General features: G+C 62.4%; 20 protein-coding genes and 3 rRNA genes. 18 read left to right on the forward strand and 5 right to left on the reverse strand.

What is annotated here, in order from left to right; all coding sequences use genetic code 11:
• Positions 1-96: 96 nt before the first annotated feature.
• Complete coding sequence (locus AUR_RS11025) at positions 97-585, reverse strand: inorganic diphosphatase (protein WP_062094539.1); 489 nt, start codon at positions 583-585, stop codon at positions 97-99.
• 212 nt (positions 586-797) lie between these two features.
• Here AUR_RS11025 and dacB point away from each other — a divergent pair, with 212 nt between their 5' ends.
• From dacB to hpt, 4 genes are all read left to right on the forward strand, one after another.
• Positions 798-2,243 (forward strand): D-alanyl-D-alanine carboxypeptidase/D-alanyl-D-alanine endopeptidase, encoded by a 1,446-nt coding sequence (dacB, locus tag AUR_RS11030; RefSeq protein ID WP_062094541.1) that lies wholly within the window; start codon positions 798-800, stop codon positions 2,241-2,243.
• 97 nt (positions 2,244-2,340) lie between these two features.
• Positions 2,341-3,462 carry a zinc-dependent metalloprotease gene (locus AUR_RS11035; RefSeq protein WP_062094544.1) on the forward strand — a complete coding sequence of 374 codons (1,122 nt, stop codon included), beginning with the start codon at positions 2,341-2,343 and terminating at the stop codon, positions 3,460-3,462.
• A gap of 80 nt (positions 3,463-3,542) precedes the next feature.
• Positions 3,543-4,601, forward strand: a complete 1,059-nt coding sequence (gene tilS, locus AUR_RS11040; protein WP_062098926.1) for a tRNA lysidine(34) synthetase TilS — start codon at positions 3,543-3,545, stop codon at positions 4,599-4,601.
• A gap of 29 nt (positions 4,602-4,630) precedes the next feature.
• On the forward strand, positions 4,631-5,182 hold the full coding sequence (gene hpt / locus AUR_RS11045; protein WP_021474233.1) for a hypoxanthine phosphoribosyltransferase: 552 nt from the start codon (positions 4,631-4,633) through the stop codon (positions 5,180-5,182).
• Positions 5,183-5,328: 146 nt separating this feature from the next.
• On the opposite strand, the gene AUR_RS20550 is transcribed toward hpt, so the two are convergent.
• Entirely contained in the window at positions 5,329-5,751 is a 423-nt protein-coding gene (locus AUR_RS20550) for a hypothetical protein (protein ID WP_241650912.1), read from the reverse strand.
• 1,075 nt (positions 5,752-6,826) lie between these two features.
• Here AUR_RS20550 and ftsH point away from each other — a divergent pair.
• The 14 genes from ftsH to rrf all read left to right on the forward strand — a co-directional run bounded on the left by ftsH (position 6,827) and on the right by rrf (position 23,562).
• The gene (gene ftsH, locus AUR_RS11055) at positions 6,827-8,896 is read left to right on the forward strand and encodes an ATP-dependent zinc metalloprotease FtsH (RefSeq protein ID WP_021474235.1); all 2,070 of its coding nucleotides are present in this window, start codon (positions 6,827-6,829) and stop codon (positions 8,894-8,896) included.
• 10 nt (positions 8,897-8,906) lie between these two features.
• Positions 8,907-9,539: a GTP cyclohydrolase I FolE gene (gene folE / locus AUR_RS11060; RefSeq protein ID WP_062098928.1), complete on the forward strand. Its 633-nt coding sequence runs from the start codon at positions 8,907-8,909 to the stop codon at positions 9,537-9,539.
• Positions 9,540-9,546: 7 nt separating this feature from the next.
• Positions 9,547-10,452, forward strand: coding sequence for a dihydropteroate synthase (folP, locus tag AUR_RS11065; protein ID WP_021474237.1), 906 nt, complete (start codon positions 9,547-9,549; stop codon positions 10,450-10,452).
• Between the two features lie 11 nt (positions 10,453-10,463).
• The gene (gene folB / locus AUR_RS11070; protein ID WP_021474238.1) at positions 10,464-10,823 is read left to right on the forward strand and encodes a dihydroneopterin aldolase; all 360 of its coding nucleotides are present in this window, start codon (positions 10,464-10,466) and stop codon (positions 10,821-10,823) included.
• Positions 10,820-11,359 (forward strand): 2-amino-4-hydroxy-6-hydroxymethyldihydropteridine diphosphokinase, encoded by a 540-nt coding sequence (gene folK, locus AUR_RS11075; RefSeq protein WP_062094548.1) that lies wholly within the window; start codon positions 10,820-10,822, stop codon positions 11,357-11,359. The genes folB and folK overlap by 4 nt, the downstream gene beginning before the upstream one ends.
• Positions 11,360-11,362: 3 nt before the next feature.
• Positions 11,363-11,887, forward strand: coding sequence for a DUF3180 domain-containing protein (locus AUR_RS11080; protein ID WP_021474240.1), 525 nt, complete (start codon positions 11,363-11,365; stop codon positions 11,885-11,887).
• On the forward strand, positions 11,868-12,380 hold the full coding sequence (locus tag AUR_RS11085) for a PH domain-containing protein (protein WP_021474241.1): 513 nt from the start codon (positions 11,868-11,870) through the stop codon (positions 12,378-12,380). The genes AUR_RS11080 and AUR_RS11085 overlap by 20 nt, the downstream gene beginning before the upstream one ends.
• Positions 12,377-13,918, forward strand: a complete 1,542-nt coding sequence (locus tag AUR_RS11090) for a PH domain-containing protein (protein WP_062094550.1) — start codon at positions 12,377-12,379, stop codon at positions 13,916-13,918. The genes AUR_RS11085 and AUR_RS11090 overlap by 4 nt, the downstream gene beginning before the upstream one ends.
• Complete coding sequence (locus AUR_RS11095) at positions 13,911-14,837, forward strand: Rossmann-like and DUF2520 domain-containing protein (protein WP_021474243.1); 927 nt, start codon at positions 13,911-13,913, stop codon at positions 14,835-14,837. Before AUR_RS11090 ends, AUR_RS11095 begins: the two co-directional genes overlap by 8 nt.
• A 5-nt stretch (positions 14,838-14,842) precedes the next feature.
• Positions 14,843-15,745 (forward strand): pantoate--beta-alanine ligase, encoded by a 903-nt coding sequence (panC, locus tag AUR_RS11100; protein WP_021474244.1) that lies wholly within the window; start codon positions 14,843-14,845, stop codon positions 15,743-15,745.
• A 102-nt stretch (positions 15,746-15,847) separates the two neighbouring features.
• Positions 15,848-17,326 (forward strand): DHA2 family efflux MFS transporter permease subunit, encoded by a 1,479-nt coding sequence (locus AUR_RS11105; RefSeq protein WP_062094552.1) that lies wholly within the window; start codon positions 15,848-15,850, stop codon positions 17,324-17,326.
• 725 nt (positions 17,327-18,051) lie between these two features.
• Positions 18,052-19,580 (forward strand): 16S ribosomal RNA (locus tag AUR_RS11110).
• Positions 19,581-20,136: 556 nt separating this feature from the next.
• A 23S ribosomal RNA gene (locus AUR_RS11115) occupies positions 20,137-23,298 on the forward strand.
• A 147-nt stretch (positions 23,299-23,445) separates the two neighbouring features.
• Positions 23,446-23,562, forward strand: a 5S ribosomal RNA gene (rrf, locus tag AUR_RS11120).
• The 16S, 23S and 5S rRNA genes sit together here, the layout of an rRNA operon.
• 131 nt (positions 23,563-23,693) lie before the next feature.
• Here the strand turns inward: rrf and AUR_RS11125 are convergent.
• The 3 genes from AUR_RS11125 to AUR_RS11135 all read right to left on the reverse strand — a co-directional run bounded on the left by AUR_RS11125 (position 23,694) and on the right by AUR_RS11135 (position 25,405).
• Positions 23,694-24,017 carry a carboxymuconolactone decarboxylase family protein gene (locus tag AUR_RS11125; protein ID WP_128397145.1) on the reverse strand — a complete coding sequence of 108 codons (324 nt, stop codon included), beginning with the start codon at positions 24,015-24,017 and terminating at the stop codon, positions 23,694-23,696.
• A 90-nt stretch (positions 24,018-24,107) separates the two neighbouring features.
• Positions 24,108-24,965 (reverse strand): aldo/keto reductase, encoded by an 858-nt coding sequence (locus AUR_RS11130; RefSeq protein ID WP_069695444.1) that lies wholly within the window; start codon positions 24,963-24,965, stop codon positions 24,108-24,110.
• A gap of 8 nt (positions 24,966-24,973) precedes the next feature.
• A complete protein-coding gene (locus AUR_RS11135) occupies positions 24,974-25,405 on the reverse strand; it encodes a (R)-mandelonitrile lyase (protein ID WP_021474816.1) in 432 nt (143 codons plus the stop codon).
• Positions 25,406-25,415: the final 10 nt, after the last annotated feature.

The raw sequence follows: 25,415 nt of genomic DNA on the forward strand, positions 1-25,415 counted from the left end.
GAACCGCACCGCCCGCCGTCGCAACCCAACTGAGTCGCAGCTGTGCGCGTTTAGAAGCCTCAAAACGTGCACTGCTGCGACCTACATGGGGAAGGACTAGTGGCCTTCTGCTGCGAAACGCCTGATGGAAGCCTCAAGCTCGGCTTCGGCGGCGGCACGGTCGCCCCAACCCTCGGCCTTGACCCACTTGCCCGGCTCGAGGTCCTTGTAGCGGGTGAAGAAGTGCTCGATTTCCTTGATCAGGAACTCGTTGACGTCGCTGACTTCCTGGATGTGGTCGAAGCGTGCATCCGCGGGAACGCAGAGAACCTTGGCGTCTCCGCCGCCGTCGTCCGTCATGTTGAAGACGCCGATCGGGCGGGATTCAACGATGACGCCCGGGTGGAGGTCGAAGTCCTGCAGGAGCACCAGTGCGTCCAGCGGGTCGCCGTCTTCGCCCAGCGTGTTCTCGAAGAAGCCGTAGTGCGTGGGGTACTGCATGGAGGTGAACAGCACGCGGTCCAGGCGGACACGGCCGGTTTCGTGGTCGACTTCGTACTTGACGCGCGATCCCTTGGGGATCTCGATGGTCACGTCGTGCTTCATGGAATGCTCCTTGACGGGTGTGGGTGGGGCTGGCTTCGCCTGTAACGGAGACCGCCGAAAACCGGCAGCCCCCAGGCAGTCTGCTCAGTCCAGGGCTGGCGGCAGGCAAAAGTACAGCCGACGCCGCCGACTACTATTGAGGATATAGGGAGACACCCGGGTTTCTTGAACCGGCGGGGGACATTTCAAGACTGACAGGACCAAGCAACTGCATGAAGGGCGTTGAAAACGGGGCTGCCCGCAGGGGACTGTCCGCGGCGTGGGGGCGCCTTAAATGGCCCATGCTGTTGGCCGTCGTCCTGTTGTGTGCCGCAGTGCTGATCGGGTCCGGACTCGCACCCGGGCTCTGGAATGCGCCCAAACCGCCGCCCCCTGTTCCCGCGTGGCAACAGCAACCCACCAGCCTGGCCACCACAAAAGCTGTTCTCCCCTTGGACAAGGACGCCCCCAAACCCACCAGGGCTGAGCTCACACGTCTCCTGGAGGCCACGCTGAAGCCCGACGGCGAGGGATCCATGACGGGCGTAGTGCTCGATGCCGCCACCGGCGAGGTCCTTTTTGACCGGCAGGCGGACGCCAACCGGATCCCGGCGTCGAACATGAAGTTGTTGACCGCCGTCGCTGCTTTGAAAGCCTTGGGCCCGGACACCCGACTGACCACCCGCGTAGTGGGTGCCGGCGATCCCGCCACCGTGGTGCTCACCGGTGGCGGGGATGTCCTGCTGGGTGCCGGCGAATCTGATCCCTCCGCCGTCATGGGACGGGCGGGGCTGGCGTCGCTGGCCGCGGATACCGCCTCGGCCTTGGCAGCTTCCAAGGTGACGGGACCCGTGACCGTGAAGGTGGACGACTCCCTGTTTTCCGGTCCCGCGTTGAACCCCGCATGGAGCCTGGACGACGTCGCCGCGGGTGAAACGGCGCCCCTCTATCCGCTGGCGCTCAACTCCGGACGGTATTCACCCACCGTCACCACCGGGCCGCGGCCGCAGGACTCCGCCGCCACCACAGCCCAGGCGTTTGCCGAGCAACTGGCGGCTGCGGGCGTCAAGGTGGCGCCCGGCGTCGAACGCGGAAAAGGGGTTCCCGGAAAAGTGCTGGCCAGCGCGGAATCAGCCACGGTCAGCGAGCAAGTGGACCTGATGCTGGAAGTCTCGGACAACTTCCTCGCCGAAGCGTTGGGCCGCCTGACTGCCGCCGCCTCCCGGCAGGAACCAACGTACGACGGCGCCACCGCGGCCGTGCGGCAACGGCTGGGGGAGTTGGGAATCACCACGGATTCGATGGAGTTGGCCGATGTGTCCGGCCTTGCCTTGGAGAACAAGGTCAGCGCACGGCAGTTTGCCGAGGTGGTCCGGGCCATCACCAGCGGTTCCGAGCTTTCGTTGCGGGCGGCCCTTGACGGCTTTCCCGTCGCGGGGCTGACGGGCACGCTGGATGACAGGTACATCGACGCGGGCACGGCCGAAGGTGCCGGGCTGGTCAGGGCCAAGACGGGCACCCTCAATACGGTGATCGCCCTCAGCGGCTACGTGGTGGACGCCGACGGCCGGCTCCTGGTCTTCTCCTTCATTGGCAATGGGCTGGAGCCGGGGGCTGCAGGGAACAAGGTGGCTATGGACCGTTCGGCGTCGGTGTTGGCTTCGTGCGGTTGCCGCTGAGGGGTTTGCTCTTGCTGGGCCTTTGGTGGGGGCTTGAAGCTCCGCGTGGAGCGAACTTAAGCGCTGGCTGTCAGCCAGGTGTGGTGTGATGGACCCTATGGTGACTTCCGCCCGTGATTCGTCAGCAGGGACACCTTCCCTGATCAATTGGGACCTGGCTGCCTCCACGGCCGCCCGGCTGGCCCCTCCAGGCCCGGCGCTCAGTGCCGGGGAGATCGGCAAAGCCGTGGAGAACCTCCGGTTCAACGCCGATGTCTCCGTGCCGCATGTCCATGACATCACGGGTCTCGACGCGGCGCGGGACCTCCGCGACTCCCATGTTTTGGTGGTGGACCGGGCGTCTTGGTCGAAGGCGAACACCCAAAGTTTCTCCGTCATGCTGCAGCCGGCCCTGCAGAAGATGCTGGAACACCGGCACGGGTCCTCCATGAGCCCCGCGGCGGCCAACGCCAGCGGCGCCATCACGGGAAGCCAACTCGGTGCCATCCTCGCCTTCCTGTCCAGCAAGGTCCTTGGCCAGTACGATCCCTTTGCCGCCATGGCGCCCGGTTCCAACGTGCCGCCGGGTGGACGCCTCCTCCTTGTGGCGCCGAACATCATCTCCGTGGAACGCGAACTGAATGTCCACCCTGACGACTTCCGCCTGTGGGTCTGCCTGCATGAGCAGACACACCGCGTGCAGTTCGCCGCGGCGCCGTGGCTGCGTCATCACATGCTGGAGGAGATCGAGAAGCTCAGCACGCACCTGCTGGGGAACATGGATTCCTTGGTGGAACGGGCCAGTGCAGTGGCCAAGTCGCTCAAGGACCGCACGGCTTCGGGCAACGTTCCCGGCCGCGGTGCCATCCTGGACCTGCTCCAGGACCCCGAGGAAAAAGCAGCGATCTCGCACATCACGGCCGTCATGAGTCTGCTCGAGGGCCACGCGAACGTGGTCATGGACGCCGTCGATTCCAGCATCGTTCCGTCCGTGAAGACCATTCGCCAGCGGTTCAACGATCGCGGCAAGGACCGCGGGATCATCGAGAAGTTCATCCGCAACATCCTTGGCCTCGATGCCAAGATGCGCCAGTACACCGACGGCGCCAAGTTTGTCCGCGGCGTGGTGGATGTGGCCGGAATGGACGGCTTCAACAAGGTCTGGGAACACGCCGGGAACCTGCCCACGGAAGAAGAAATCCATGACTCCAAGCTCTGGCTTGAGCGGATGGGGCTTTGAGTTCACCTGCTGTCCTGCCGGGTAAAGGACGACGCCGGCCCGGCCGTTTGGCTCCGGTCGTCGGCAAAGCGCGCAGGTTGTTGCAGGACGCCTTGGCCGACGCCGGATACCCGTCGCGGTTACTCGTGGCCTGCAGTGGTGGGCCGGATTCCATGGCGTTGGCCGCTGTGGCCGCCTACTTTGCACGCCGCGGCCACGTTGACGGGCACCCGGTGTCCGTGGCCGGCGTCGTTGTTGACCATCAACTGCAACCTGGGTCTGCGGAGGTTGCCGCGAAGGCGGCGGCGGCATTGCGCGAACTGGGTCTTTCTTCCGTTGAAGTGCGGACAGTGCAGGTGGCGTCCACCGGCTTCGGACCGGAAGCGGCGGCCCGCGACGCCCGGCATGCTGCGCTCAACGCTGCAGCAGATGACCTTGGCTGTGAAGCGATCCTGCTGGGCCACACCCTGGACGACCAGGCCGAACAGGTGCTCCTCGGGCTCGCCCGTGGTTCCGGCACGCGGTCGTTGGCCGGCATGCGCCCGGCGCGCGGCCGTTTGCTGCGCCCCTTTCTGGGCCTTCGACGGGCCGAGACCTTGGAAATCTGCGCGGTCGAGGAACTCGAACCCTGGCATGATCCCACCAACTCTGATCCGTCGTTCGCCAGGTCCCGGACCCGTGTGGAAGTCATGCCGGTTCTTGAGGAGAAACTGGGACCCGGCGTCGCCGAATCCCTGGCCCGTACCGCGGCAATCCTGCAGCAGGACGCCGATTTCCTTGAGGAACTTGCCAGCGAGACGTATCTCTCGCTCGTGCAAAAGACTTCCGACGGTGCCTGGCTGCCTGAAGATGCCGTCCGGGACCTGCCTCCCGCGCTCCGGTTCCGCGTTATCGCGAAGGCAGCGGCCGACGTCGGAGGCCAACAACCCGGCTACGGGCGCCTTCAAGCCGCGGAAGCGCTGCTTCGCAGGAAGGGTTCGGCAGGGCCCGTTGAACTTCCCGGCCACGTGAGCGTGTACCGGCTCTCCCTCAGCGATCTGGAGCAGGAACGGGCCACTGCGGATGCTTCTCCCGGTGCCGGAACCCCCGACGGCGTTCCCCGGGAAGCCACGCGCTGTGGGAAGCTAGTATTCCGGCATCACAAATCGTCCCAACAGTAGCCGCACCGAGCATTTAACAGGAGCCATTGGTGGATTCAAACGACGTCCAGGCAGATCTCAAGCACGTTCTTTACACCAAAGAGCAGATCCAATCCCGCATCGCTGAGCTGGCGGCCCAGATCGACAAGGACTACGAGGGTCGCGACATCCTGATGGTCGGGGTCCTCAAGGGTGCCGTCATGGTGATGGCCGACCTCGCCCGCGCCCTGCACAGCCACGTCAGCATGGACTGGATGGCAGTGTCTTCCTATGGTTCGGGTACCCAGTCTTCCGGTGTTGTCCGTATCCTCAAGGACCTCGACACCGACCTCATGGGCAAGGACGTCCTGATTGTCGAGGACATCATCGACTCCGGCCTGACCCTTTCCTGGTTGAAGTCCAACCTCGAATCCCGCGGCACGGCCAGCGTCGAGATCTGCACGGCGTTCCGCAAGCCGGCCGCCGCCAAGGTGGAGATCGATGTCAAGTACGTCGGGTACGACATTCCCAACGAATTCGTGGTCGGCTACGGCCTCGATTACGCCGAGAAGTACCGCAACCTGGACTTCGTGGGCACGCTGGCTCCGCACGTTTACGAGTAAGCCGCTTCCCGCTTCCGGTCACCGCCGCACCCGTTTCCGCCACGCGCACCCGTTTCCGCGGGCGTGCTGTCACCGCCGCGCCCCTTCCCGCACGACGCACCCGTAACACCGGGCGCATGCGGCGCGAAGGGCTGCGGTGTGTGTGCTTAAGGGGTGCGGCTGGACCGCAATCCGCCGTCGATGAGGATGTTGGCGAATGCCCTCGGGTTCATCATCTCTCCCCAATCCCAGCGGATGACGGTCAAACCGAGTGCACGCAATGCGTTTTCGCGGGCCTTTTCATCCATGACTACCTGCTGGATCGTCTTGCCGCCGCGCAGTTCGCTCCGCAAGTACTTCCCTTGGCCATCAAATTCTCCAACCAAATCCAACTCGGGCCACCAGAAGTCGGTCCGCGCGGTCTTCCCATTCTTCAAAGTGAAGGTGGCCTGAAGCCGGGGCGCCGGAAAACCCTGAAGAATCATGTTTGCCCGACTGATTGACTCACCGGGGGACTCTGAGTCGGCGGCCGAGAACTCGATGATTTTCGAAGCACGTCGCTGCCGGGATGTGGTTGCAATGTTCGACACCGCCTCCTCAAGGGCTTCGAGTTGGAGTGCCGGACCCCAAGGGCTTTCCTTGTCCCAGTCCGCAGCGTCAGCCGGGGATGGAGCAGTCAGCCCGGACCAAGGATATTGACCCGTCCGAACTGATAGATCCCGGCGGCTCGAGTCGACCACGGCCAAGGCCTCACCAAAATTCAGTTTGCCTGCTAGTTCGATTGTTGTGCGGGCCTTATCGGTGACCTGGAATCCGCCGAGTTGGCAGACACCCTGATCGAGGGGCCCCAGTGTCCGGTGGACTCCGTTCTTGGATCGTCCCCCGCGAGGATCATCGGTAAGCGTCTGTAGTTGCCGTGGAACCCCAACCACACCCAGTCCCCACAGAAGTCCTGCCGTTTTCATAGTGAACACCGGAGATTTGAGGGTGGTGTGGACCAAAGCCGCGGCTAACACTCCGTGCCGTTGGCGCTCGTTAAGGGCAGCCCAGATCCCTGCCGGAACATAGGCTCCTCTGCGCACACGTATGAGCTCACCCCGCTGCGCCCGCTTGGCAAGAAGACGCGGGTCTTGCCCGATCCGGGTAGCGTCAGAGCTGAAGATCAGTTTTGAGGAAGGCATGCGGTTAACGGTGCTGGCCGGTCCGGGCCCATAGACAGGCCTGATGACCTGTATGTGGACAATTCACTCGATCCGGGTCGCCAAATGCGTATCGCCCGAAAACCGGAGTCCGTACTAAGTCAAGGGAACGCCGCAGCCGCTTCCGCCCCGCGCACCCTTGCGGCGTGGTCATCGCATCCGCTTCCACCTCGCGCACCCGCAACACCGGGGGCATTTGGCGGGAACGGGCGCGGTGCTCCGGGGGTGTTGGCCGGAGCGGGGGCATTTGGCGCGTAGGGGTGCGGTGCTCCGCCAACGATGGAGCCAGCCGCGGCTCCAACGGCGGAAACCCGGCGCGCGGCTGTACGCCCAGAGGGAACTTTTGTGCTTTCCAGTGCGTGAATTACGGGGAACGGTGTATAGCTAGAAACTGAAGCAGCACCATTGCGCGCAGAGGTTGCGCGTTGCAGCACTACCAGGAGGGACGGGGCACAACCCCGATCAGATGAAAGCTAAGAATTTCTTCAAGGGCCCGGGCATCTGGATTGTTGTCGTCGTTGGCTTGCTCCTGGTGGCATTCGCAACTTTGGCTCCCGGCGGCTCTACGAGGATTGACACCAAGGACGGTCTTGAACTCCTCGCCCAGGGCGGCAAGGTGGAGCAGGCCAAGATCTTCGACGCCGAGAACCGCGTCGACCTGGTGCTCAAGGACAACCTGAACATCGACGGCCAGGACAAGGGCAAGAACGTCCAGTTCTTCTACGTCACGGACCGTGGTCCGGACGTCGTCAAGGCCGTCACCAACGCCAACCCGGACAAGGGCTTCACGGACCAGCCCGTCGAGAACAACTGGTTCTCCGGTCTGTTCTCCCTCCTCATCCCGGTGCTGCTGCTGGGTGTCCTGTTCTGGTTCTTGCTCTCCCGCATGCAGGGCGGCGGATCCAAGGTGATGCAGTTCGGCAAGTCCAAGGCCAAGCTGGTCAACAAGGACATGCCGCAGGTGACGTTTGCCGACGTTGCCGGTGCTGACGAGGCCGTGGAAGAACTTCAGGAAATCAAGGAGTTCCTCCAAGAGCCCGCCAAGTTCCAGGCCGTAGGCGCCAAGATCCCCAAGGGTGTGCTGCTGTATGGCCCTCCTGGTACTGGTAAGACCCTGCTGGCCCGTGCTGTCGCCGGCGAGGCAGGCGTTCCGTTCTTCTCCATCTCCGGTTCGGACTTTGTCGAGATGTTCGTGGGCGTCGGCGCGTCCCGTGTCCGCGACCTTTTCGAGCAGGCGAAGGCCAGCTCGCCGGCCATCATCTTCGTGGATGAGATCGACGCCGTTGGACGTCACCGTGGTGCCGGCATCGGCGGCGGAAATGACGAACGCGAGCAGACTTTGAACCAGTTGCTGGTTGAAATGGACGGCTTCGACGTCAAGACGAACGTTATCCTGATCGCAGCCACCAACCGCCCGGACGTGCTGGACCCCGCGCTGCTGCGCCCGGGCCGCTTTGACCGCCAGATCACAGTCGAAGCCCCGGACCTCGTGGGCCGCGAGCAGATCCTGAATGTGCACGCCAAGGGCAAGCCCATGGCCCAGGGCATCGACCTGCGGGCCGTTGCAAAGAAGACCCCGGGCTACACCGGCGCGGACCTCGCCAACGTCCTCAACGAGGCCGCCCTGCTGACGGCCCGCTCCAACGCCAACCTTATTGATGACCGCGCACTTGATGAGGCAATCGACCGTGTCATGGCCGGCCCGCAGAAGCGCAGCCGGGTCATGAAGGAACTTGAGCGCAAGATCACCGCTTATCACGAGGGTGGCCACGCGTTGGTGGCTGCTGCCCTGCGGAACTCGGCTCCGGTCACGAAGATCACCATCCTGCCGCGCGGCCGTGCCCTTGGCTACACCATGGTGGTCCCCGATGACGACAAGTACTCGGTGACCCGTAACGAACTGCTGGACCAGATGGCCTACGCGATGGGTGGCCGCGTGGCCGAAGAGATCGTGTTCCATGATCCGTCCACCGGCGCTTCCAACGACATTGAGAAGGCAACGTCCACGGCCCGCAAGATGGTCACCCAGTACGGCATGAGCGAGCGTGTTGGTGCCGTGAAGCTGGGCCAGGGCGGCGGCGAGCCTTTCCTTGGCCGCGATGCCGCTCAGGAACGTAACTTCTCTGACCAGATTGCCTATGTGGTGGACGAGGAAGTGCGCCGCCTCATCGACCAGGCGCACGACGAGGCTTACGCCATCCTGACTGAAAACCGCGACATCCTGGACCGTCTCGCCCTCGAATTGCTTGAGCGTGAAACCCTGAACCAGGCAGAGATTGCCGACATCTTCCGTGACGTGCGCAAGCGCGATTTCCGCGAGATCTGGCTGTCCAAGGAGTCCCGTCCCGTCCAGACCATCCCGCCGGTGGAAACCCGCGCGGAGCGGGCCGAGCGGGAGGCCCAGGAGGAAGCGAAGAAGGCCCGCCTGGATGAGCCGCTGGACACCGTTGCTCCGCACGCCCAGGGTGTCAGCAGCCAGGAAACCTTCCATGCACCGGGACCCGACGGCGGCAACGACTCTCCGCTTCACGGCTAAGCTTTCTGACGTGACTCATTTCGACGACGAAGACCTCGCCGCCGCCCACGGCCCAGCCGGCGACTCCAAGGGGGGCCACAAAGTGGACCGCCCCCGCATTGAAGCAGCGGTTCGTGAGATCCTGCTTGCCATTGGCGAAGACCCCGATCGCGGGGGCCTCAAGGACACGCCGAAGCGCGTGGCCAAGGCCTACGCCGAGGTCTTCGCGGGCCTTCACCATGACCCCGTGGATGTCCTGTCCACAACGTTCGACCTCGACCATGAAGAGCTTGTCCTCGTCAAGGACATCCCCTTCTACTCGACGTGCGAACACCACCTCGTTCCGTTCCATGGCGTGGCCCACGTCGGTTACATTCCGTCCCATGACGGTAAGGTGACCGGCCTCAGCAAGCTCGCCCGGCTCGTAGATATCTACGCCCGCCGCCCGCAGGTGCAGGAGCGCCTCACCACGCAGATCGTTGAGGCGCTGGTAGAGCACCTCAACCCGCGCGGGGCGATCGTCGTCGTCGAATGTGAACACATGTGCATGTCCATGCGCGGCATTCGCAAGCCCGGCGCAAAGACCGTCACCAGTGCGGTGCGCGGTCAGCTCCATGACCCGGCCACCCGCGCCGAGGCCATGAGCCTCATACTCGGAAGGTAAGCAATATATGGATTCCCTCGCAGCAGCACCCGGAACCGGCCCGGCCACAAGCCCGTTGCCGATTCTCCGCAAGCCGCGGCCGGCGGCCAGGTTCGCGGATCTCCCGACGGACCGGACCTTGGTCATGGGAATTCTGAATGTGACCCCGGATTCGTTCAGCGACGGCGGCAAGCACCCCACGGCCGATTCAGCGATCGCCCTGGGCCTCCGGATGTTCTATGCCGGGGCTGACATTATCGACGTCGGCGGGGAGTCGACGCGTTCAGGCGCGGAACCCGTGGACCCGGCGGAGGAGCAGCGCCGCGTCATTCCCGTGGTGGAAGCACTGGTCAAGGCGGGTGCCCTGGTCAGCATTGACACGATGCACACGTCCACGGCCGCTGCCGCCGTCGAAGCCGGGGCGGCGATCATCAACGACGTTTCCGGCCTCACCATCGAAGAGGGCATGCCCGAGCTGGTGGCTCGTACCAAGGTTCCATACATCCTCACGCACCGCCGCGGCGACGCCCGCACCATGGACAGCCTCACGGACTACAACGACGTGACGGAAGACGTCATTGCCGAACTGAAGGGTGTCCGCGACAAGCTGTACGCGGCCGGAGTGTCGCCGGAGCAGGTGATCGTGGATCCGGGCATCGGCTTCTCCAAGAACGAGGCCCAGAACTGGGAGCTCTTAAAGAACGTGGACAGGCTGTTCGAGCTGGGCCACAAAGTCATGGTGGCTGCTTCCCGCAAGCGCTTCCTCGGTTCGCTGCTGACAGTCGCCGGCAAGGCCGCAGCCCCGCAGGAGCGGGACGCCGCAACGGCCGCCATTACTGCCTTGAGCGCCGCTAAGGGCGCTTGGGCAGTGCGGGTGCACGACGTCGGACCAAGCCTTGATGCGGTCAAGGTCGCCGCGCGCATCGCGCGCTGATCGGAGACGCTGTGGACAGGATCACGCTGACCGGTGTCACCGCCGTCGGCCACCATGGAGTGTTCGACTTCGAACGCCGTGAGGGCCAGCCATTCGTGGTGGATGCGGTGCTTTACACGGACTTCACCAAGGCCGCCGAGACGGACGATCTGCAGTTCACAGCGCATTATGGCGAGGTGGCCGGGCTCATCACCAAGCACATCGAGGGTGAGCCGTTGAACCTGATTGAGGGCCTTGCCGTACGCATCGCGGAGGACATCCTGGCCAATTACGGTGTGTCCGCCGTCGACGTGACGGTTCATAAGCCCAAGGCGCCCATTGAGGTGCCGTTCGGGGACGTCGCTGTCAGCGTGCATCGGGAGCGGACATGACCGCCGGTTACACCAAGGTAATCCTGGCGCTGGGCAGCAACCTGGGGGAGCGCAACGACACCCTCACCACCGCCGTCGCGGATCTGGTGGACCCCCCGGAGGTGCGCTTGCTTGGCGTCTCCCCGGTTGTCCAGACCAAGCCTGTTGGCGGCCCCGAGGGGCAGCCCGATTTCCTCAACATGGTCATGGCGGTCGAGACCACGCTGGCTCCCTTGGAGCTGCTGGAACACTGCCACCAGGTGGAGCAGAAACATCACAGGACACGGGAAGTGCGCTGGGGTCCCCGGACTTTGGACGTGGACATCATTGCCTACGGGGACCTGATCAGTGACGACCCCGTCCTCACGCTGCCCCATCCCCGGGCTGCGGAGCGTGCCTTCGTCCTCTACCCATGGTCTTTGCTGGATCCGAACGCCAAACTGAACGGTCGCAGCGTTGCCGAACTGGCCGCCGTCGCGCATGACATGTCGGACATCCGCGGTTTTGACGGCTTCGGCGATACTGCCGGCGTTCCCGCCAAGGGGGCTGTTGAGTAGCCTATGAAAGCCATGCGCCCGTTGATCCTGGTGGTCATCGCCGTCGCCGCCGCCCTGGTGGGCTGGCTGGCAACGTCGGCGACCAACCGCTTCAGCATGCCTACGCCGGTGCTGCCGGAGTCCGCGCTGGTAACCATGGGCGTGATTGCGTTGTTGACGCTGGTCATGGGTGTCCGCGTGCTGCGGTGGAGGAACGGCAAGAAGAAGGCCATGCTGGACCCCATCATGGCCGCGCGGACCCTCATCCTTGCCCAGGCCTGTGCTTATGCAGGCACGCTTTTGCTGGGCTGGCATGCCGGAATCGCCTTGGACCTGCTGCGGATCGGAACCCTGCGGACGGGCGAGGGCGTTCTCTGGAACGCCTTGCTGATGGGCGGCGGCGGTGTGGTGATGGTCGTCGTCGGGCTCGTGGTGGAGAGGTTCTGCCGCATACCGCCCGAGGATCTTGAAGGTGGAGCGCCCGGCGGGCAGGAAAAGCGCCGGGGCGAGACCAAGGGGGAGGGCGAGTATGCCTACCGAGCCGATTGATCCTCCCGGTATTGAGTGGTTGCGGGTCTCGCCGAAGTACGTGACCGTCCGTTTGGTGGAGTGGGCGCTGGGGAACGTCATCATGATCGGCCTTCTGAGCTTGCCGCTGGTCTTTGTGCAGCTGGGTTGGTGGCGATGGCCTCCGGTCTGGCTTGCCATCGCGGTTCCGGCGGCCATGTTGGTCCTTGCTCTGTGGCGCTTGGTGTTGATTCCGCGCCAGGTCAGGGCCATCGGCTACGCCGAGCGGGATGACGACCTCCTCATCCGCCGGGGCATCTTCTTCCAGCGCACCATGGTTGTCCCGTACGGCCGGATGCAATATGTGGACGTTGCGGTGGGCCCGGTGGAGCGGAGCCTCGGGCTGTGCACCCTGAAACTCCACACGGCGTCGCCGGGAACCAACGCGTACTTGCCCGGACTGCCAGCCGCCGAGGGCGCGCGGCTGCGGGAGCAACTCTCTGCCCGCGGAGAAGCCAGGCTGGCCGGGCTGTGAGCCCGGACGTGGCCCTTCCCGGCAAAGCCGTCGACGGCGACTGGCGGCGGGTCCATCCTGCCTCACCGTTCGTACGTGGCTGGGTTGCGTTGGCGGCCGTCCTCTACTTCTTCGGAAGGGACGCCTTCGAGCGTGTGCTGCAGGGCCGGGACATTGTGGACCCCCTCAACGGCAGGGTGCTGTGGTTGTTGGCCGGCGGTGGCATCGTCCTCATGCTGGCTGTGGGCGGGTTCATTCTGAGTTGGTACTTCACCCGCTACCAGGTTGCCGAAGGGTATGTTCGCGTCAATACCGGCTTCCTTTTCAAGCAGCAACGCCAGGCACGGTTGGACCGCGTCCAGGCGATCGACATTGTGCAGCCGCTGCTGGCCCGCATATTTGGCCTCGCTGAACTCAAGTTCGAGGTGGCCGACGCCGGGGAGTCGGCAGTCCGGCTGGCTTACCTTCCGCTCGCCCAGGCCAAGCAACTGCGGGCGGCCATCCTGGCTCGCGCCGCGGGCGTCGTAACCGGCCCGGAAACCGTGGAGGAAATACCCGAAGCACCTGAGCAACATGTGTTATCGGTTCCCCCGGGCCGGCTCATTGGAGCCCTGCTGTTCAGTGAGCAGACCGTGGGCATCATCCTCGCAGCGGCAGCGTCGATCACAGTGTCCGTCCTGACGGAGAACAGCACCATTTTCCTCGCCCTGATCCCTGCCATCGTGGGTATCGCGGCCACGTATTGGAGTTCCTTCAACAAGGGTTACAACTTCACGGCCGCGATCTCTCCGGACGGCATCCGGCTCCGGTACGGACTCCTCGACACCCAGGCGCAGACCGTGCCGCCGGGGCGGATCCAGGCCCTGAAGATTACCCAGCCGCCGTTGTGGCGCCTTTTCGGGTGGTATCGCATGCACGTCAACGTTGCCGGTTATGGCGGAACCCCGGGTAACGAGAACGCGGCCCGGACCACGCTCCTTCCTGTTGGCATGAAGGCCGACGTCATGATGATGCTCTCGCTGGTTCTCCCGGACCCCGGCGTCGACGACCCCCAACGTGTTTTCACGGCCGGGTTGGAAGGCCTTTCGCCACTTTCGGGCAGTGCTGACGGCTTTGTCACCACACCCCGGCGGGCCCGCCTGCTGGCGCCGCTCGGTTGGCGCCGCAACGGATACCTGGCCACCCGAACAGCGCTCCTGCTCCGCTCCGGACGCTGGTGGCGTGCATTGGTCCTGGTACCGCACCAACGCACGCAGTCGATGGCCCTGCAGCAGGGGCCGCTGGCGCGATGGTTCGGCGTCACTGATCTTGTCCTCCATACCACTGCCGGTCCGGTCGCCCCGCGGCTGTACCAAGCGGGGGTCCGGGAAGCAGTGGAACTGTTCGACGAACAAGCCGCACGTGCCCGCGAGGCCAGGAAACGCCAGACCAGCGAGCAATGGCTGGCCGAGTTGGCCTTGCAGCGCGGACCTGCCACGCCGCCGCCAGTGCCCACTCTGGAAGAACATCCGGAATCCACTCCCACCACCGCAAACCAGGAGGACCGCCATCATGGCTAGGCCAGGACGACTCGGCGTCGGGATCATCGGCGCCGGCAAGGTGGGTGCCGTCCTGGGCGCCGCTTTGCGCGCTGCCGAGCACGCCGTCGTCGGGGTTTCCGCTGTGTCGGAGGCGAGCCGGGAGCGGGCCGAAACCCTGCTGCCGGGCGTCCCGGTCCTCGAGATCCAGGACATCGTGGAGCGGGCGGAACTGGTCGTGCTGGCTGTTCCGGACGACGCACTCGGCGAGTTGGTGGAGGGCCTGGCGAAGCTGGGAGCCTGGCAACCGGGCCAACTGGTGGCGCACACCTCCGGCCGGTACGGCGTCGGGATCCTCCAGCCAGTGCGCGCTGCAGGTGCGATTCCGCTGGCACTGCATCCGGCCATGACGTTCACCGGCATGAGCCTGGACCTGACACGGCTCTTGGACTGCACCTTCGGCGTTACCGCCGATGCGGCCATGCTCCCGATCGCGCAGGCCCTGGTGGTGGAGATGGGCGCAGAGCCTGTTGCCATAGCGGAGGCGGACCGCACCATTTACCACGCGGCGTTGGCGCACGCGTCGAACCACATGGTCACCTTGGTGGCCCAGGCGTCGCAGCTCCTGCGGGAGATCGGCGTCGAATCGCCCGAGTCCATGCTCGGTCCGCTGCTTCGGGCGACCCTTGAGAACGCGCTGGCGTCAGGGGAGTCCGCCCTGACCGGGCCGGTGGCCCGTGGGGACGTGGGCACCGTTTCGGCGCACGCGCAGGCGCTGAGGGAGTACGACGCCGGTGCCGGCGGCGATGTCCTTGAGGCCTACCAGGCGATGGCCATGGCCACTGCACGCCGTGCCGGAAACCGTGGACTCCTGCGGCAGGAACAACTGAACGACATCAACGAGGCGCTGGAAAGCGGGTCCCAACCGCACAACGGGCTTTCGTCTTCGGAAGGAAACTGAACACCATGGCCATCAAGCTCGTCACCACTGTGGCTGAACTCCGCAAAGAGAGCGCGCGTCTCCTGGCGGAGAAGGGAGGCAGCTCGCAAGGCCTGGTGCCCACCATGGGGGCGCTGCATTCGGGCCACGCGTCCTTGGCGAGGACCGCTGTTGCCGAAAACGACGTCGTGGTGGCCACTATTTTCGTCAATCCCCTGCAGTTCGGCGACGCCGTAGACCTTGACCGCTACCCGCGGACGCTTGAGGCGGACATGGCGCTGCTGGATGCAGAAGGCGTGGACCTCGTCTTCGCGCCGGACGTGGACGAGGTCTACCCCGGCGGCCAGCCGCTGGTGCGGGTGACCTCGGGGCCACTGGGCGAAAAGTGGGAGGGCGCTTCACGTCCAGGCCACTTTGACGGCGCCCTGACGGTGGTCGCCAAGTTGCTGCATTACGGCCTGCCCGGCGGCCCGGCAGCAGACGGTACGACGGCGGCCTACCGCGCCTACTTCGGGCAAAAGGACGCGCAGCAGTTGGCTTTGGTGAAGCGGATGGTGGCCGACCTCAACTTCCCCGTGGAGATTGTGCCCGTTCCTATAGTCCGCAGCGAAGACGGCCTCGCCCTGTCCAGCCGCAATCGTTTCCTCTCGGACCAGGAACGCGAAGCTGCGCTCGTCCTGTCCAGGGCCCTGCGCCTCATCGAGTCCCGCGCCAACGCGCACCAACCGCTGGACCTGGATTCCGCCGTCGCGCTTGTTGACTCCCAGCCGCTGGTGGAACTGGACTACTTCGATGTGGTCGATCCCACCACGCTCGAACCGCTGGCGGAGAACTGCAAAGAGACGCCGTTCCGCGGCGAAGGGCTTGCCATCATCGCGGCGAAGGTAGGCCCCGTGCGCCTGATCGACAACATCCCGCTGGACTCCTGAGGCATTAATTTTCCGCTGACGGGAATGCTGGAGGAGTTTAGACTGTTGCTGTCTTCACCGGCAACGATCGCCGGAATCCACATTCCTACCTGAGGGATCCTCATGTCTACCGACGTCACGCCCGGCGCCTCCGGCGAATCTGTTTCCGGCGCTCTCGCTTCCAAGGAGCCGGTGAGGCCGCAGGCGCCGGTGTCCGGCAAGATGTCCCGCGAGTCGGTCACCGTCATTGTCACTTTGCTGGTTGCCACGTTCGTGGTGATCCTCAACGAGACCATCATGAACGTTGCCCTGCAACGGCTCATGATCGACCTCAACGTCAATGCACCCACCGTTCAGTGGCTGGCCACCGGCTTCATGCTGACAATGGCCGTGGTAATCCCGACCACCGGGTTCATCCTGCAGAAGTTGAGCACCCGCGCTTCCTTCATGCTCGCAATGGGCCTGTTCAGCGGCGGGACGCTTTTGGCCGCGCTGGCTCCCGGGTTCACGGTGCTGTTGCTGGCGCGCATTGTCCAGGCCGGCGGTACGGCCATCATGCTGCCGCTGCTGATGACCACCATCCTCACGCTCGTACCGATGTCCCGTCGCGGTGCCGTGATGGGCAACGTCAGCATCGCCATCTCGGTGGCCCCGGCCATGGGGCCTACGGTTTCCGGCATCATCCTTGACCACTTCTCGTGGCGCTTCATGTTCGTGTTCGTGTTGCCTGTCGCGTTGGCTGCCCTCGCGATCGGCGCCAAGTTCCTCACCAACGTAGGGGAGCGGGGCAAGACCACCCTGGATGTCGCATCGGTGATCCTGACAGTGCCTGCCTTCGGTGGCTTGGTTTACGGCCTGAGCCAGATCGGTGGCGCCGAGGCGGGAATCGTCCCTGTGATCGCATTGGTTGTGGGCGTACTCGCCCTGGCACTGTTCGTGTTCCGCCAACTGCGGCTCCAGCGCTCCGATTCACCGCTGCTGGACCTCCGTGCGTTCAACTTCCGGATGTTCACTGTGTCCACGCTGCTCATGGTCGTGGCGATGATGGCACTGTTCGGCGGCGTGATCCTGCTGCCGCTCTACCTGCAGAACACCCTGCACCTGGAACCGATGCAAACCGGTTTGGCCCTGCTTCCGGGCGGGCTGGCCATGGGGCTGCTGGGTCCCGTCATTGGCCGGATCTTCGACAAAGTCGGCCCGCTGCCGCTCACGCTGTCCGGCTCCATCCTGATGGTCCTGACACTGTGGCAGTTCTCCCGCCTGGACGAGGCAAGTGCGCTCGGTTGGGTCATCGCATTGCATGTGCTGCTGAGCCTTGGCCTCGCGCTGCTCTTCACCCCGGCGTTCACAACGGGCCTGAACCCGCTGCCGCCGCACCTGTACTCCCACGGGTCGGCCATCATGAGCACGGCGCAGCAGGTATCAGGCGCTGCGGGAACCGCGCTGCTGGTGTCCGTCTTTGCCGTGGTGTCTGCATCGTCCGGACTGGTTGCCGGTATGCAGTCGGCATTCCTGGTAGCCACCGTCATCGCCCTGGCCGCAGTTGTGCTGGGTGCCATGATGCGCCGGACCGAAGGCTCGGCAGCCCACGGAGGCCACTGACCCCGGACCTTCTATCAAGTCCCGCGAAGGCCGGCAGCCGACAAGGTTGCCGGCCTTCCGCATGCCCCTCCCGTTCCTCTATCACCTCCCGCCCCCTTCCCGGCGTTGGTCTGCCACATCCCGTTGGTTTCCCGGCGTTGCTCTATCACTTCCCGTCGACTCTTGCCAGCATGCGAAAGTCTGGAATTCCTGCTGGGGCTCCCACGTGCAGTTCCCGGTTTTTCCAATTGCGGTCCAAGCTGCATTGATTTCATAATTCGAGGGACTTTCTCGTGTGACGGGCTTCACGGCTCTTGAATTTGTTTCGGAGGTTGGGGGTGTGTAAAGTTATTCGAGTTGCCGCCGCTGATGCGGGTTTGACGGTGACTTTCTCCCTTTCGAATGGCCGGTTTCCGGTGGTGCTTTGGTGCGCTGTTGGTGCTGGTGGGGGGTTCCGGGCTGGTTTGCTTTGTGTGGCTGGTTCGGGTAAGTTTGAAAAGTTGCTCCGGAGCGATCTGCTGGCCGTTGTGGTTGGTGGTGGTACTGCTTTGGATTAGTGACCTGTTGTTTGAGAACTCAATAGTGTGCCAAGTTTGTTGATACCGATTGTTTTTTGATTGGTTGAATTTTTGCCGGGCCATTGCGCACCCCCGTGTGTGGTGGTTTGGTTTTCAGCTGGTTTCAGATTTGCAGCTGCTTCTTGCCGTGATTTCCGGTGGGGGTGGTTGTGTTTCGTTTTTTGTTTTTGAACGGAGAGTTTGATCCTGGCTCAGGATGAACGCTGGCGGCGTGCTTAACACATGCAAGTCGAACGATGATCCGGTGCTTGCGCCGGGGATTAGTGGCGAACGGGTGAGTAACACGTGAGTAACCTGCCCTTGACTCTGGGATAAGCCTGGGAAACTGGGTCTAATACCGGATATGACTCCTCATCGCATGGTGGGGGGTGGAAAGCTTTTTGTGGTTTTGGATGGACTCGCGGCCTATCAGCTTGTTGGTGGGGTAATGGCCTACCAAGGCGACGACGGGTAGCCGGCCTGAGAGGGTGACCGGCCACACTGGGACTGAGACACGGCCCAGACTCCTACGGGAGGCAGCAGTGGGGAATATTGCACAATGGGCGAAAGCCTGATGCAGCGACGCCGCGTGAGGGATGACGGCCTTCGGGTTGTAAACCTCTTTCAGTAGGGAAGAAGCCCTCTTTGGGGGTGACGGTACTTGCAGAAGAAGCGCCGGCTAACTACGTGCCAGCAGCCGCGGTAATACGTAGGGCGCAAGCGTTATCCGGAATTATTGGGCGTAAAGAGCTCGTAGGCGGTTTGTCGCGTCTGCTGTGAAAGACCGGGGCTCAACTCCGGTTCTGCAGTGGGTACGGGCAGACTAGAGTGCAGTAGGGGAGACTGGAATTCCTGGTGTAGCGGTGAAATGCGCAGATATCAGGAGGAACACCGATGGCGAAGGCAGGTCTCTGGGCTGTAACTGACGCTGAGGAGCGAAAGCATGGGGAGCGAACAGGATTAGATACCCTGGTAGTCCATGCCGTAAACGTTGGGCACTAGGTGTGGGGGACATTCCACGTTTTCCGCGCCGTAGCTAACGCATTAAGTGCCCCGCCTGGGGAGTACGGCCGCAAGGCTAAAACTCAAAGGAATTGACGGGGGCCCGCACAAGCGGCGGAGCATGCGGATTAATTCGATGCAACGCGAAGAACCTTACCAAGGCTTGACATGGACCGGAAAGACCTGGAAACAGGTGCCCCGCTTGCGGCCGGTTTACAGGTGGTGCATGGTTGTCGTCAGCTCGTGTCGTGAGATGTTGGGTTAAGTCCCGCAACGAGCGCAACCCTCGTTCTATGTTGCCAGCGGTTCGGCCGGGGACTCATAGGAGACTGCCGGGGTCAACTCGGAGGAAGGTGGGGACGACGTCAAATCATCATGCCCCTTATGTCTTGGGCTTCACGCATGCTACAATGGCCGGTACAAAGGGTTGCGATACTGTGAGGTGGAGCTAATCCCAAAAAGCCGGTCTCAGTTCGGATTGGGGTCTGCAACTCGACCCCATGAAGTCGGAGTCGCTAGTAATCGCAGATCAGCAACGCTGCGGTGAATACGTTCCCGGGCCTTGTACACACCGCCCGTCAAGTCACGAAAGTTGGTAACACCCGAAGCCGGTGGCCTAACCCTTGTGGGGGGAGCCGTCGAAGGTGGGACCGGCGATTGGGACTAAGTCGTAACAAGGTAGCCGTACCGGAAGGTGCGGCTGGATCACCTCCTTTCTAAGGAGCTGCTAACGGCGTCCGGGTCTGCCTGCATGGGCGGGTTCCGGGGTTGTCAGTGTTGCCCATTGCGCAGGCGTCTGTTCTGCGGTGGGTGCTCATGGGTGGAATATCAGCAAATCAAGTTTTTTGGCATGGCCTGTTGGTGGTGGTGTCCTGGCGTGAGTACGGCGGCCCTCTTTTCGCACTTTTGTGTGTGGGGGGTTGTTGGGAAAGCGGTCCGGGGTGTTGGTTGCCGGGTTGTGTTTGGCGCACTGTTGGGTCCTGAGGCAACAGGGCCTTTTTGCAGCAATGCAGGGAATCCTTGGTGTTTCTTGTTCCTGCGGCCGGCACCCCCTCGTGTTTGTGTGGGGTGGGTGTGGTTGACGGGGTTGTTGTTTGAGAACTACATAGTGGACGCGAGCATCTGGACACATGGTCCTGCACTCTTTTTGGGGGTGTGGGTTGTGTGTTCTAGCAATTTCTTTGATGAATGAACCTGGCCCTTTTGTGGTCGTGGTTCTCTCGAATTGATTGAGTGCATCAGCCGCAGCCTGTTTGGGTTGTGGTTTTGTGTGGTCAAGTTTTTAAGGGCGCACGGTGGATGCCTTGGCATTAGGAGCCGAAGAAGGACGTAGGAATCTGCGATAAGCCTGGGGGAGTTGATAACCGAGCGGTGATCCCAGGATGTCCGAATGGGGAAACCCCGCACAACGCTGCAAGGTGATTGTGTGACCCGTGCCTGAATTCATAGGGTGCGTGGGGGGAACGCGGGGAAGTGAAACATCTCAGTACCCGCAGGAAGAGAAAACAAGAGTGATTCCGTTAGTAGTGGCGAGCGAACGCGGATGAGGCTAAACCGTTCCATGTGTGATAGCCGGCGGGCGTTGCGTGGGCGGGGTTGTGGGACTTTCCGTGCTGGTTCTGCCGGACCGGTGGGGTGTGGGTGTGCGTATAGGTGAACGGTCTTGAAAGGCCGGCCAGAGAGGGTGTGAGTCCCGTAACCGTAATGTGTGGCACCGCCTTTGGAGAGGATCCCAAGTAGCACGGGGCCCGAGAAATCCCGTGTGAATCTGTCAGGACCACCTGATAAGCCTAAATACTTCCTAATGACCGATAGCGGACCAGTACCGTGAGGGAAAGGTGAAAAGTACCCCGGGAGGGGAGTGAAACAGTACCTGAAACCGTGTGCTTACAATCCGTCAGAGCATCTGCAGCCCTTCGGGGTTGTATGGGTGTGATGGCGTGCCTTTTGAAGAATGAGCCTGCGAGTTAGTGTTACGTCGCGAGGTTAACCCGTGTGGGGAAGCCGTAGCGAAAGCGAGTCTGAACAGGGCGTGTTCAGTGGCGTGATCTAGACCCGAAGCGGAGTGATCTACCCATGGCCAGGTTGAAGCGACGGTAAGACGTCGTGGAGGACCGAACCCACTTCAGTTGAAAATGGAGGGGATGAGCTGTGGGTAGGGGTGAAAGGCCAATCAAACTCCGTGATAGCTGGTTCTCCCCGAAATGCATTTAGGTGCAGCGTTGCGTGTTTCTTGCCGGAGGTAGAGCTACTGGATGGCCGATGGGCCCTACAAGGTTACTGACGTCAGCCAAACTCCGAATGCCGGTAAGTCAGAGCGCAGCAGTGAGACTGTGGGGGATAAGCTTCATAGTCGAGAGGGAAACAGCCCAGACCACCAACTAAGGCCCCTAAGCGTGTGCTAAGTGGGAAAGGATGTGGAGTTGCTTAGACAACCAGGAGGTTGGCTTAGAAGCAGCCATCCTTGAAAGAGTGCGTAATAGCTCACTGGTCAAGTGATTCCGCGCCGACAATGTAGCGGGGCTCAAGTACACCGCCGAAGTTGTGGCATTCACGCATTACCCTAGCCTTCGTGGTTCAGGGGTGTGGATGGGTAGGGGAGCGTCGTGTGGGCGGTGAAGTCGCGGTGTAAACCAGCGGTGGAGCCTACACGAGTGAGAATGCAGGCATGAGTAGCGAAAGACGGGTGAGAAACCCGTCCGCCGAATGATCAAGGGTTCCAGGGTCAAGCTAATCTGCCCTGGGTAAGTCGGGACCTAAGGCGAGGCCGACAGGCGTAGTCGATGGACAACGGGTTGATATTCCCGTACCGGCGAAAAACCGCCCATGTTGAACGGGGGATACTAACCACCGCCGGTCTTTCTTGTTGCGCCACTTGTGGTGTGATGGTTGGGCTGGTGCTGGGACCTGATCCCGGGAGGCAAGCGTATTAACAGGTGTGACGCAGGAAGGTAGCCGGGCCGGGCGATGGTAGCCCCGGTCCAAGGATGTAGGGTCAGGGATAGGCAAATCCGTTCCTGTGTGTTTCGAGCACGATCCTGAGATCTGATGGGACCCCCGCATGGGGGGATCCGGTGATCCTATGCTGCCTAGAAAAGCATCGACGCGAGGTTTTAGCCGCCCGTACCCCAAACCGACACAGGTGATCAGGTAGAGAATACCAAGGCGATCGAGAGAATTATGGTTAAGGAACTCGGCAAAATGCCCCCGTAACTTCGGGAGAAGGGGGGCCTGCCCCGTGATACAGACTTGCTTTGTGGAGCGGGTGTGGGCCGCAGAGACCAGGGGGAAGCGACTGTTTACTAAAAACACAGGTCCGTGCGAAGTCGCAAGACGATGTATACGGACTGACTCCTGCCCGGTGCTGGAAGGTTAAGAGGACCGGTTAGCCCCTTGCGGGCGAAGTTGGGAATTTAAGCCCCAGTAAACGGCGGTGGTAACTATAACCATCCTAAGGTAGCGAAATTCCTTGTCGGGTAAGTTCCGACCTGCACGAATGGAGTAACGACTTCCCCGCTGTCTCAACCATAAACTCGGCGAAATTGCAGTACGAGTAAAGATGCTCGTTACGCGCAGCAGGACGGAAAGACCCCGAGACCTTTACTATAGTTTGGTATTGGTGTTCGGAGTGGCTTGTGTAGGATAGGTGGGAGACGTTGAAACCCGGACGCCAGTTCGGGTGGAGTCATCGTTGAAATACCACTCTGGTCACTTTGGACATCTAACTTCGGCCCGTGATCCGGGTCAGGGACAGTGCCTGATGGGTAGTTTAACTGGGGCGGTTGCCTCCTAAAAAGTAACGGAGGCGCCCAAAGGTTCCCTCAGCCTGGTTGGCAATCAGGTGTCGAGTGTAAGTGCACAAGGGAGCTTGACTGTGAGAGATACATCTCAAGCAGGGACGAAAGTCGGGACTAGTGATCCGGCGGTACATTGTGGAATGGCCGTCGCTCAACGGATAAAAGGTACCTCGGGGATAACAGGCTGATCTTGCCCAAGAGTCCATATCGACGGCATGGTTTGGCACCTCGATGTCGGCTCGTCGCATCCTGGGGCTGGAGTAGGTCCCAAGGGTTGGGCTGTTCGCCCATTAAAGCGGTACGCGAGCTGGGTTTAGAACGTCGTGAGACAGTTCGGTCCCTATCCGCTGCGCGCGCAGGAAATTTGAGAAGGGCTGTCCTTAGTACGAGAGGACCGGGACGGACGAACCTCTGGTGTGTCAGTTGTACTGCCAAGTGCACCGCTGATTAGCTACGTTCGGATGGGATAACCGCTGAAAGCATCTAAGCGGGAAGCTCGCTTCAAGATGAGATTTCCAAACACATTTATGTGTGAGAGGCCCCCAGCCAGACCACTGGGTTGATAGGCCGGATGTGGAAGCGAGGACTAAAGACTCGTGAAGCTGACCGGTACTAATAGGCCAACAACTTACACCACACACAACACACTGCACGCGTCCACTATGTGGTTCCCAACCAACAACCCGGGAACACCAACACAACAACACAACTAAACAGCAACCAAGCACCACAGTTGTAACCACACACACTTCCCACCCCCACACAGGGGGACGGGTAACAAGGTTACGGCGGTCATAGCGTGGGGGAAACGCCCGGTCCCATTCCGAACCCGGAAGCTAAGACCCACAGCGCCGATGGTACTGCACCCGGGAGGGTGTGGGAGAGTAGGACACCGCCGGACAACCATTAGGTCGAGACCCCCCAACCCACACGGGTCGGGGGGTCTCCCACATCAACCACCAAAACACCACGAAAGCCCCGCCAACAGACGGGGCTTTCATCGTTTAACCACCCGGACGGGCTACCCTCCAGTCAGGGTCCTGCGAAAACTTCCCTGGCAACCGTGATTGCTGACATGGCTTTTGGCCATCCGGCGTAAAAAGCCAGGTGGACGATCGCTTCTTTGAGTTCAGCCTCGGTCAAGCCGTTGGCTCGTGCGCGGGCGAGGTGTCCGCGGAGCTGGTCAGTGCTGCTGTTGGTGACCAAGCTGGCCACCGTTACGAGGCTGCGGTCGCGGGGGGAGAGTTCTGCCCGTTCCCAGATGTCGCCGAAGAGAACGTCGTCTGTCAGTTCGACGAGCTTGGGGGCGAAGTCGCCGATGAGTTGTTGGGCCCTGGTCTGTTGCGGGGCGGTCATGGGTTGTCCTTCCTAAGGGAGTTGTTGTGCAGTGTTGCGTTGCCCAGGCCGCTCACGGGGCAGGCGCCGAGGCTGTGGTTCCTGCGGTGCTCAGCTGTAGCGGCGGTTGCCAAGCCAGCTGACCATGGCGGGGTCGCGGTGGTCGAAGAAGAGGCTGGCGCCGGTGTCCAGTGTCGCGATTTGATTCATCTGCTCTTCGGTGAGGGTGAAGTCGAAGACGTCAAGGTTCTGGGCCATGCGCTCGGGCCGGACTGACTTGGGGATCACGACGACGTCGCGCTGGATGAGCCAACGGAGCACGACCTGGGCGACGGACTTGTCCTGTTCGTCGGCGATGACGCTAAGGACCGGGTCGGTAAACAGGTTGTTCCTGCCTTCGGCGAACGGCCCCCAGGATTCGATCTGCACGCCGCGTTCGCGCATGAGTTCCTGGTCGGAGGCACGCTGGTGGAACGGGTGGGTTTCGATCTGGTTCACGGCCGGGACGATCTCATTGTGGCCGATGAGGTCCACAAGTCGGTCCGGGTGGAAATTTGAGACGCCGATGGCCCGGGAAAGGCCTTCCCTGTTCAGGTCCTGCATGGCGCGCCATTCGCTGTAATAGTCACCGAGCGGCTGGTGGATCAGGTAGAGGTCGAGGTAGTCCAGTCCGAGCCGGTTCAGGGAGTTCTGGAAGGACTCCTTGGTGTCGTTGTAGACGTTGCCGGTCGGGGCGTGCTGGATCCAGAGCTTGGTGGTGATGAACAGTTCGTCGCGGTTGATGCCGCTGGCTTTTATCGCGGCGCCGACGGCTTCTTCGTTGCCGTAGGACGCGGCGGTGTCGAGGTGCCGGTAGCCGGTGGCGAGGGCTGCTTCGACGGCGGCCTGGGTTTCTTCTTCGGGGATCTGGAAGACACCGAAGCCGAGGATCGGCATTTCGACGCCGTTGTTGAGGGTGACGTTTTTCATGGTTTTCCTTAGCGTTGTTCTGCTGTGGGTTGTGGGTGGGTTTTGGAGTGTGCGGCTTGGTAGTCCTGGTCACTGACGGGTTCGAGCCACGTTGCCGTATGGCCGTCGTCGTGTTCGACCAGGGCCAAGTGGCACATCAGGGATTCCGAAGTCGCGCCGTGCCAGTGTTCTTCTCCGGGAGGGGTATGCACGGTGTCTCCGGCGCGCATGAGGATGACTTTGCCGTCCCTGGTGGTCACGAGTCCTGTTCCGCCGGTGCAGTGCAGTGTTTGGCCCAGCGGGTGGGAGTGCCAGTGGGTCCGGGCGCCGGGGGCGAACTGGACCATCGCGAACCCTAGCCGGGAGGGGCTCGCAGCTGAGTGCAGTGGGTTGAGGTATACGTTGCCGGTGAACTTTTCGGCCGGGCCCTTGGTCGTGGGTCCGGGAACTGCGAGGCGCATGCCTGTTCCT

Source organism: Paenarthrobacter ureafaciens (assembly GCF_004028095.1).
In the GTDB taxonomy this organism is placed as follows: Bacteria; Actinomycetota; Actinomycetes; order Actinomycetales; family Micrococcaceae; genus Arthrobacter; species Arthrobacter ureafaciens.

Bases quoted from the DNA above. Each gene is read 5' to 3' on its own strand.
- AUR_RS11025 (WP_062094539.1), bottom strand. From the start codon at position 585: ATGAAGCACGACGTGACCATCGAGATCCCCAAGGGATCGCGCGTCAAG.
- dacB (WP_062094541.1), top strand. From the start codon at position 798: ATGAAGGGCGTTGAAAACGGGGCTGCCCGCAGGGGACTGTCCGCGGCG.
- AUR_RS11035 (WP_062094544.1), top strand. From the start codon at position 2,341: ATGGTGACTTCCGCCCGTGATTCGTCAGCAGGGACACCTTCCCTGATC.
- ftsH (WP_021474235.1), top strand. From the start codon at position 6,827: ATGAAAGCTAAGAATTTCTTCAAGGGCCCGGGCATCTGGATTGTTGTC.
- folP (WP_021474237.1), top strand. From the start codon at position 9,547: ATGGATTCCCTCGCAGCAGCACCCGGAACCGGCCCGGCCACAAGCCCG.
- folK (WP_062094548.1), top strand. From the start codon at position 10,820: ATGACCGCCGGTTACACCAAGGTAATCCTGGCGCTGGGCAGCAACCTG.
- AUR_RS11080 (WP_021474240.1), top strand. From the start codon at position 11,363: ATGAAAGCCATGCGCCCGTTGATCCTGGTGGTCATCGCCGTCGCCGCC.
- AUR_RS11085 (WP_021474241.1), top strand. From the start codon at position 11,868: ATGCCTACCGAGCCGATTGATCCTCCCGGTATTGAGTGGTTGCGGGTC.
- AUR_RS11095 (WP_021474243.1), top strand. From the start codon at position 13,911: ATGGCTAGGCCAGGACGACTCGGCGTCGGGATCATCGGCGCCGGCAAG.
- panC (WP_021474244.1), top strand. From the start codon at position 14,843: ATGGCCATCAAGCTCGTCACCACTGTGGCTGAACTCCGCAAAGAGAGC.
- AUR_RS11105 (WP_062094552.1), top strand. From the start codon at position 15,848: ATGTCTACCGACGTCACGCCCGGCGCCTCCGGCGAATCTGTTTCCGGC.
- AUR_RS11125 (WP_128397145.1), bottom strand. From the start codon at position 24,017: ATGACCGCCCCGCAACAGACCAGGGCCCAACAACTCATCGGCGACTTC.
- AUR_RS11130 (WP_069695444.1), bottom strand. From the start codon at position 24,965: ATGAAAAACGTCACCCTCAACAACGGCGTCGAAATGCCGATCCTCGGC.
- AUR_RS11135 (WP_021474816.1), bottom strand. From the start codon at position 25,405: ATGCGCCTCGCAGTTCCCGGACCCACGACCAAGGGCCCGGCCGAAAAG.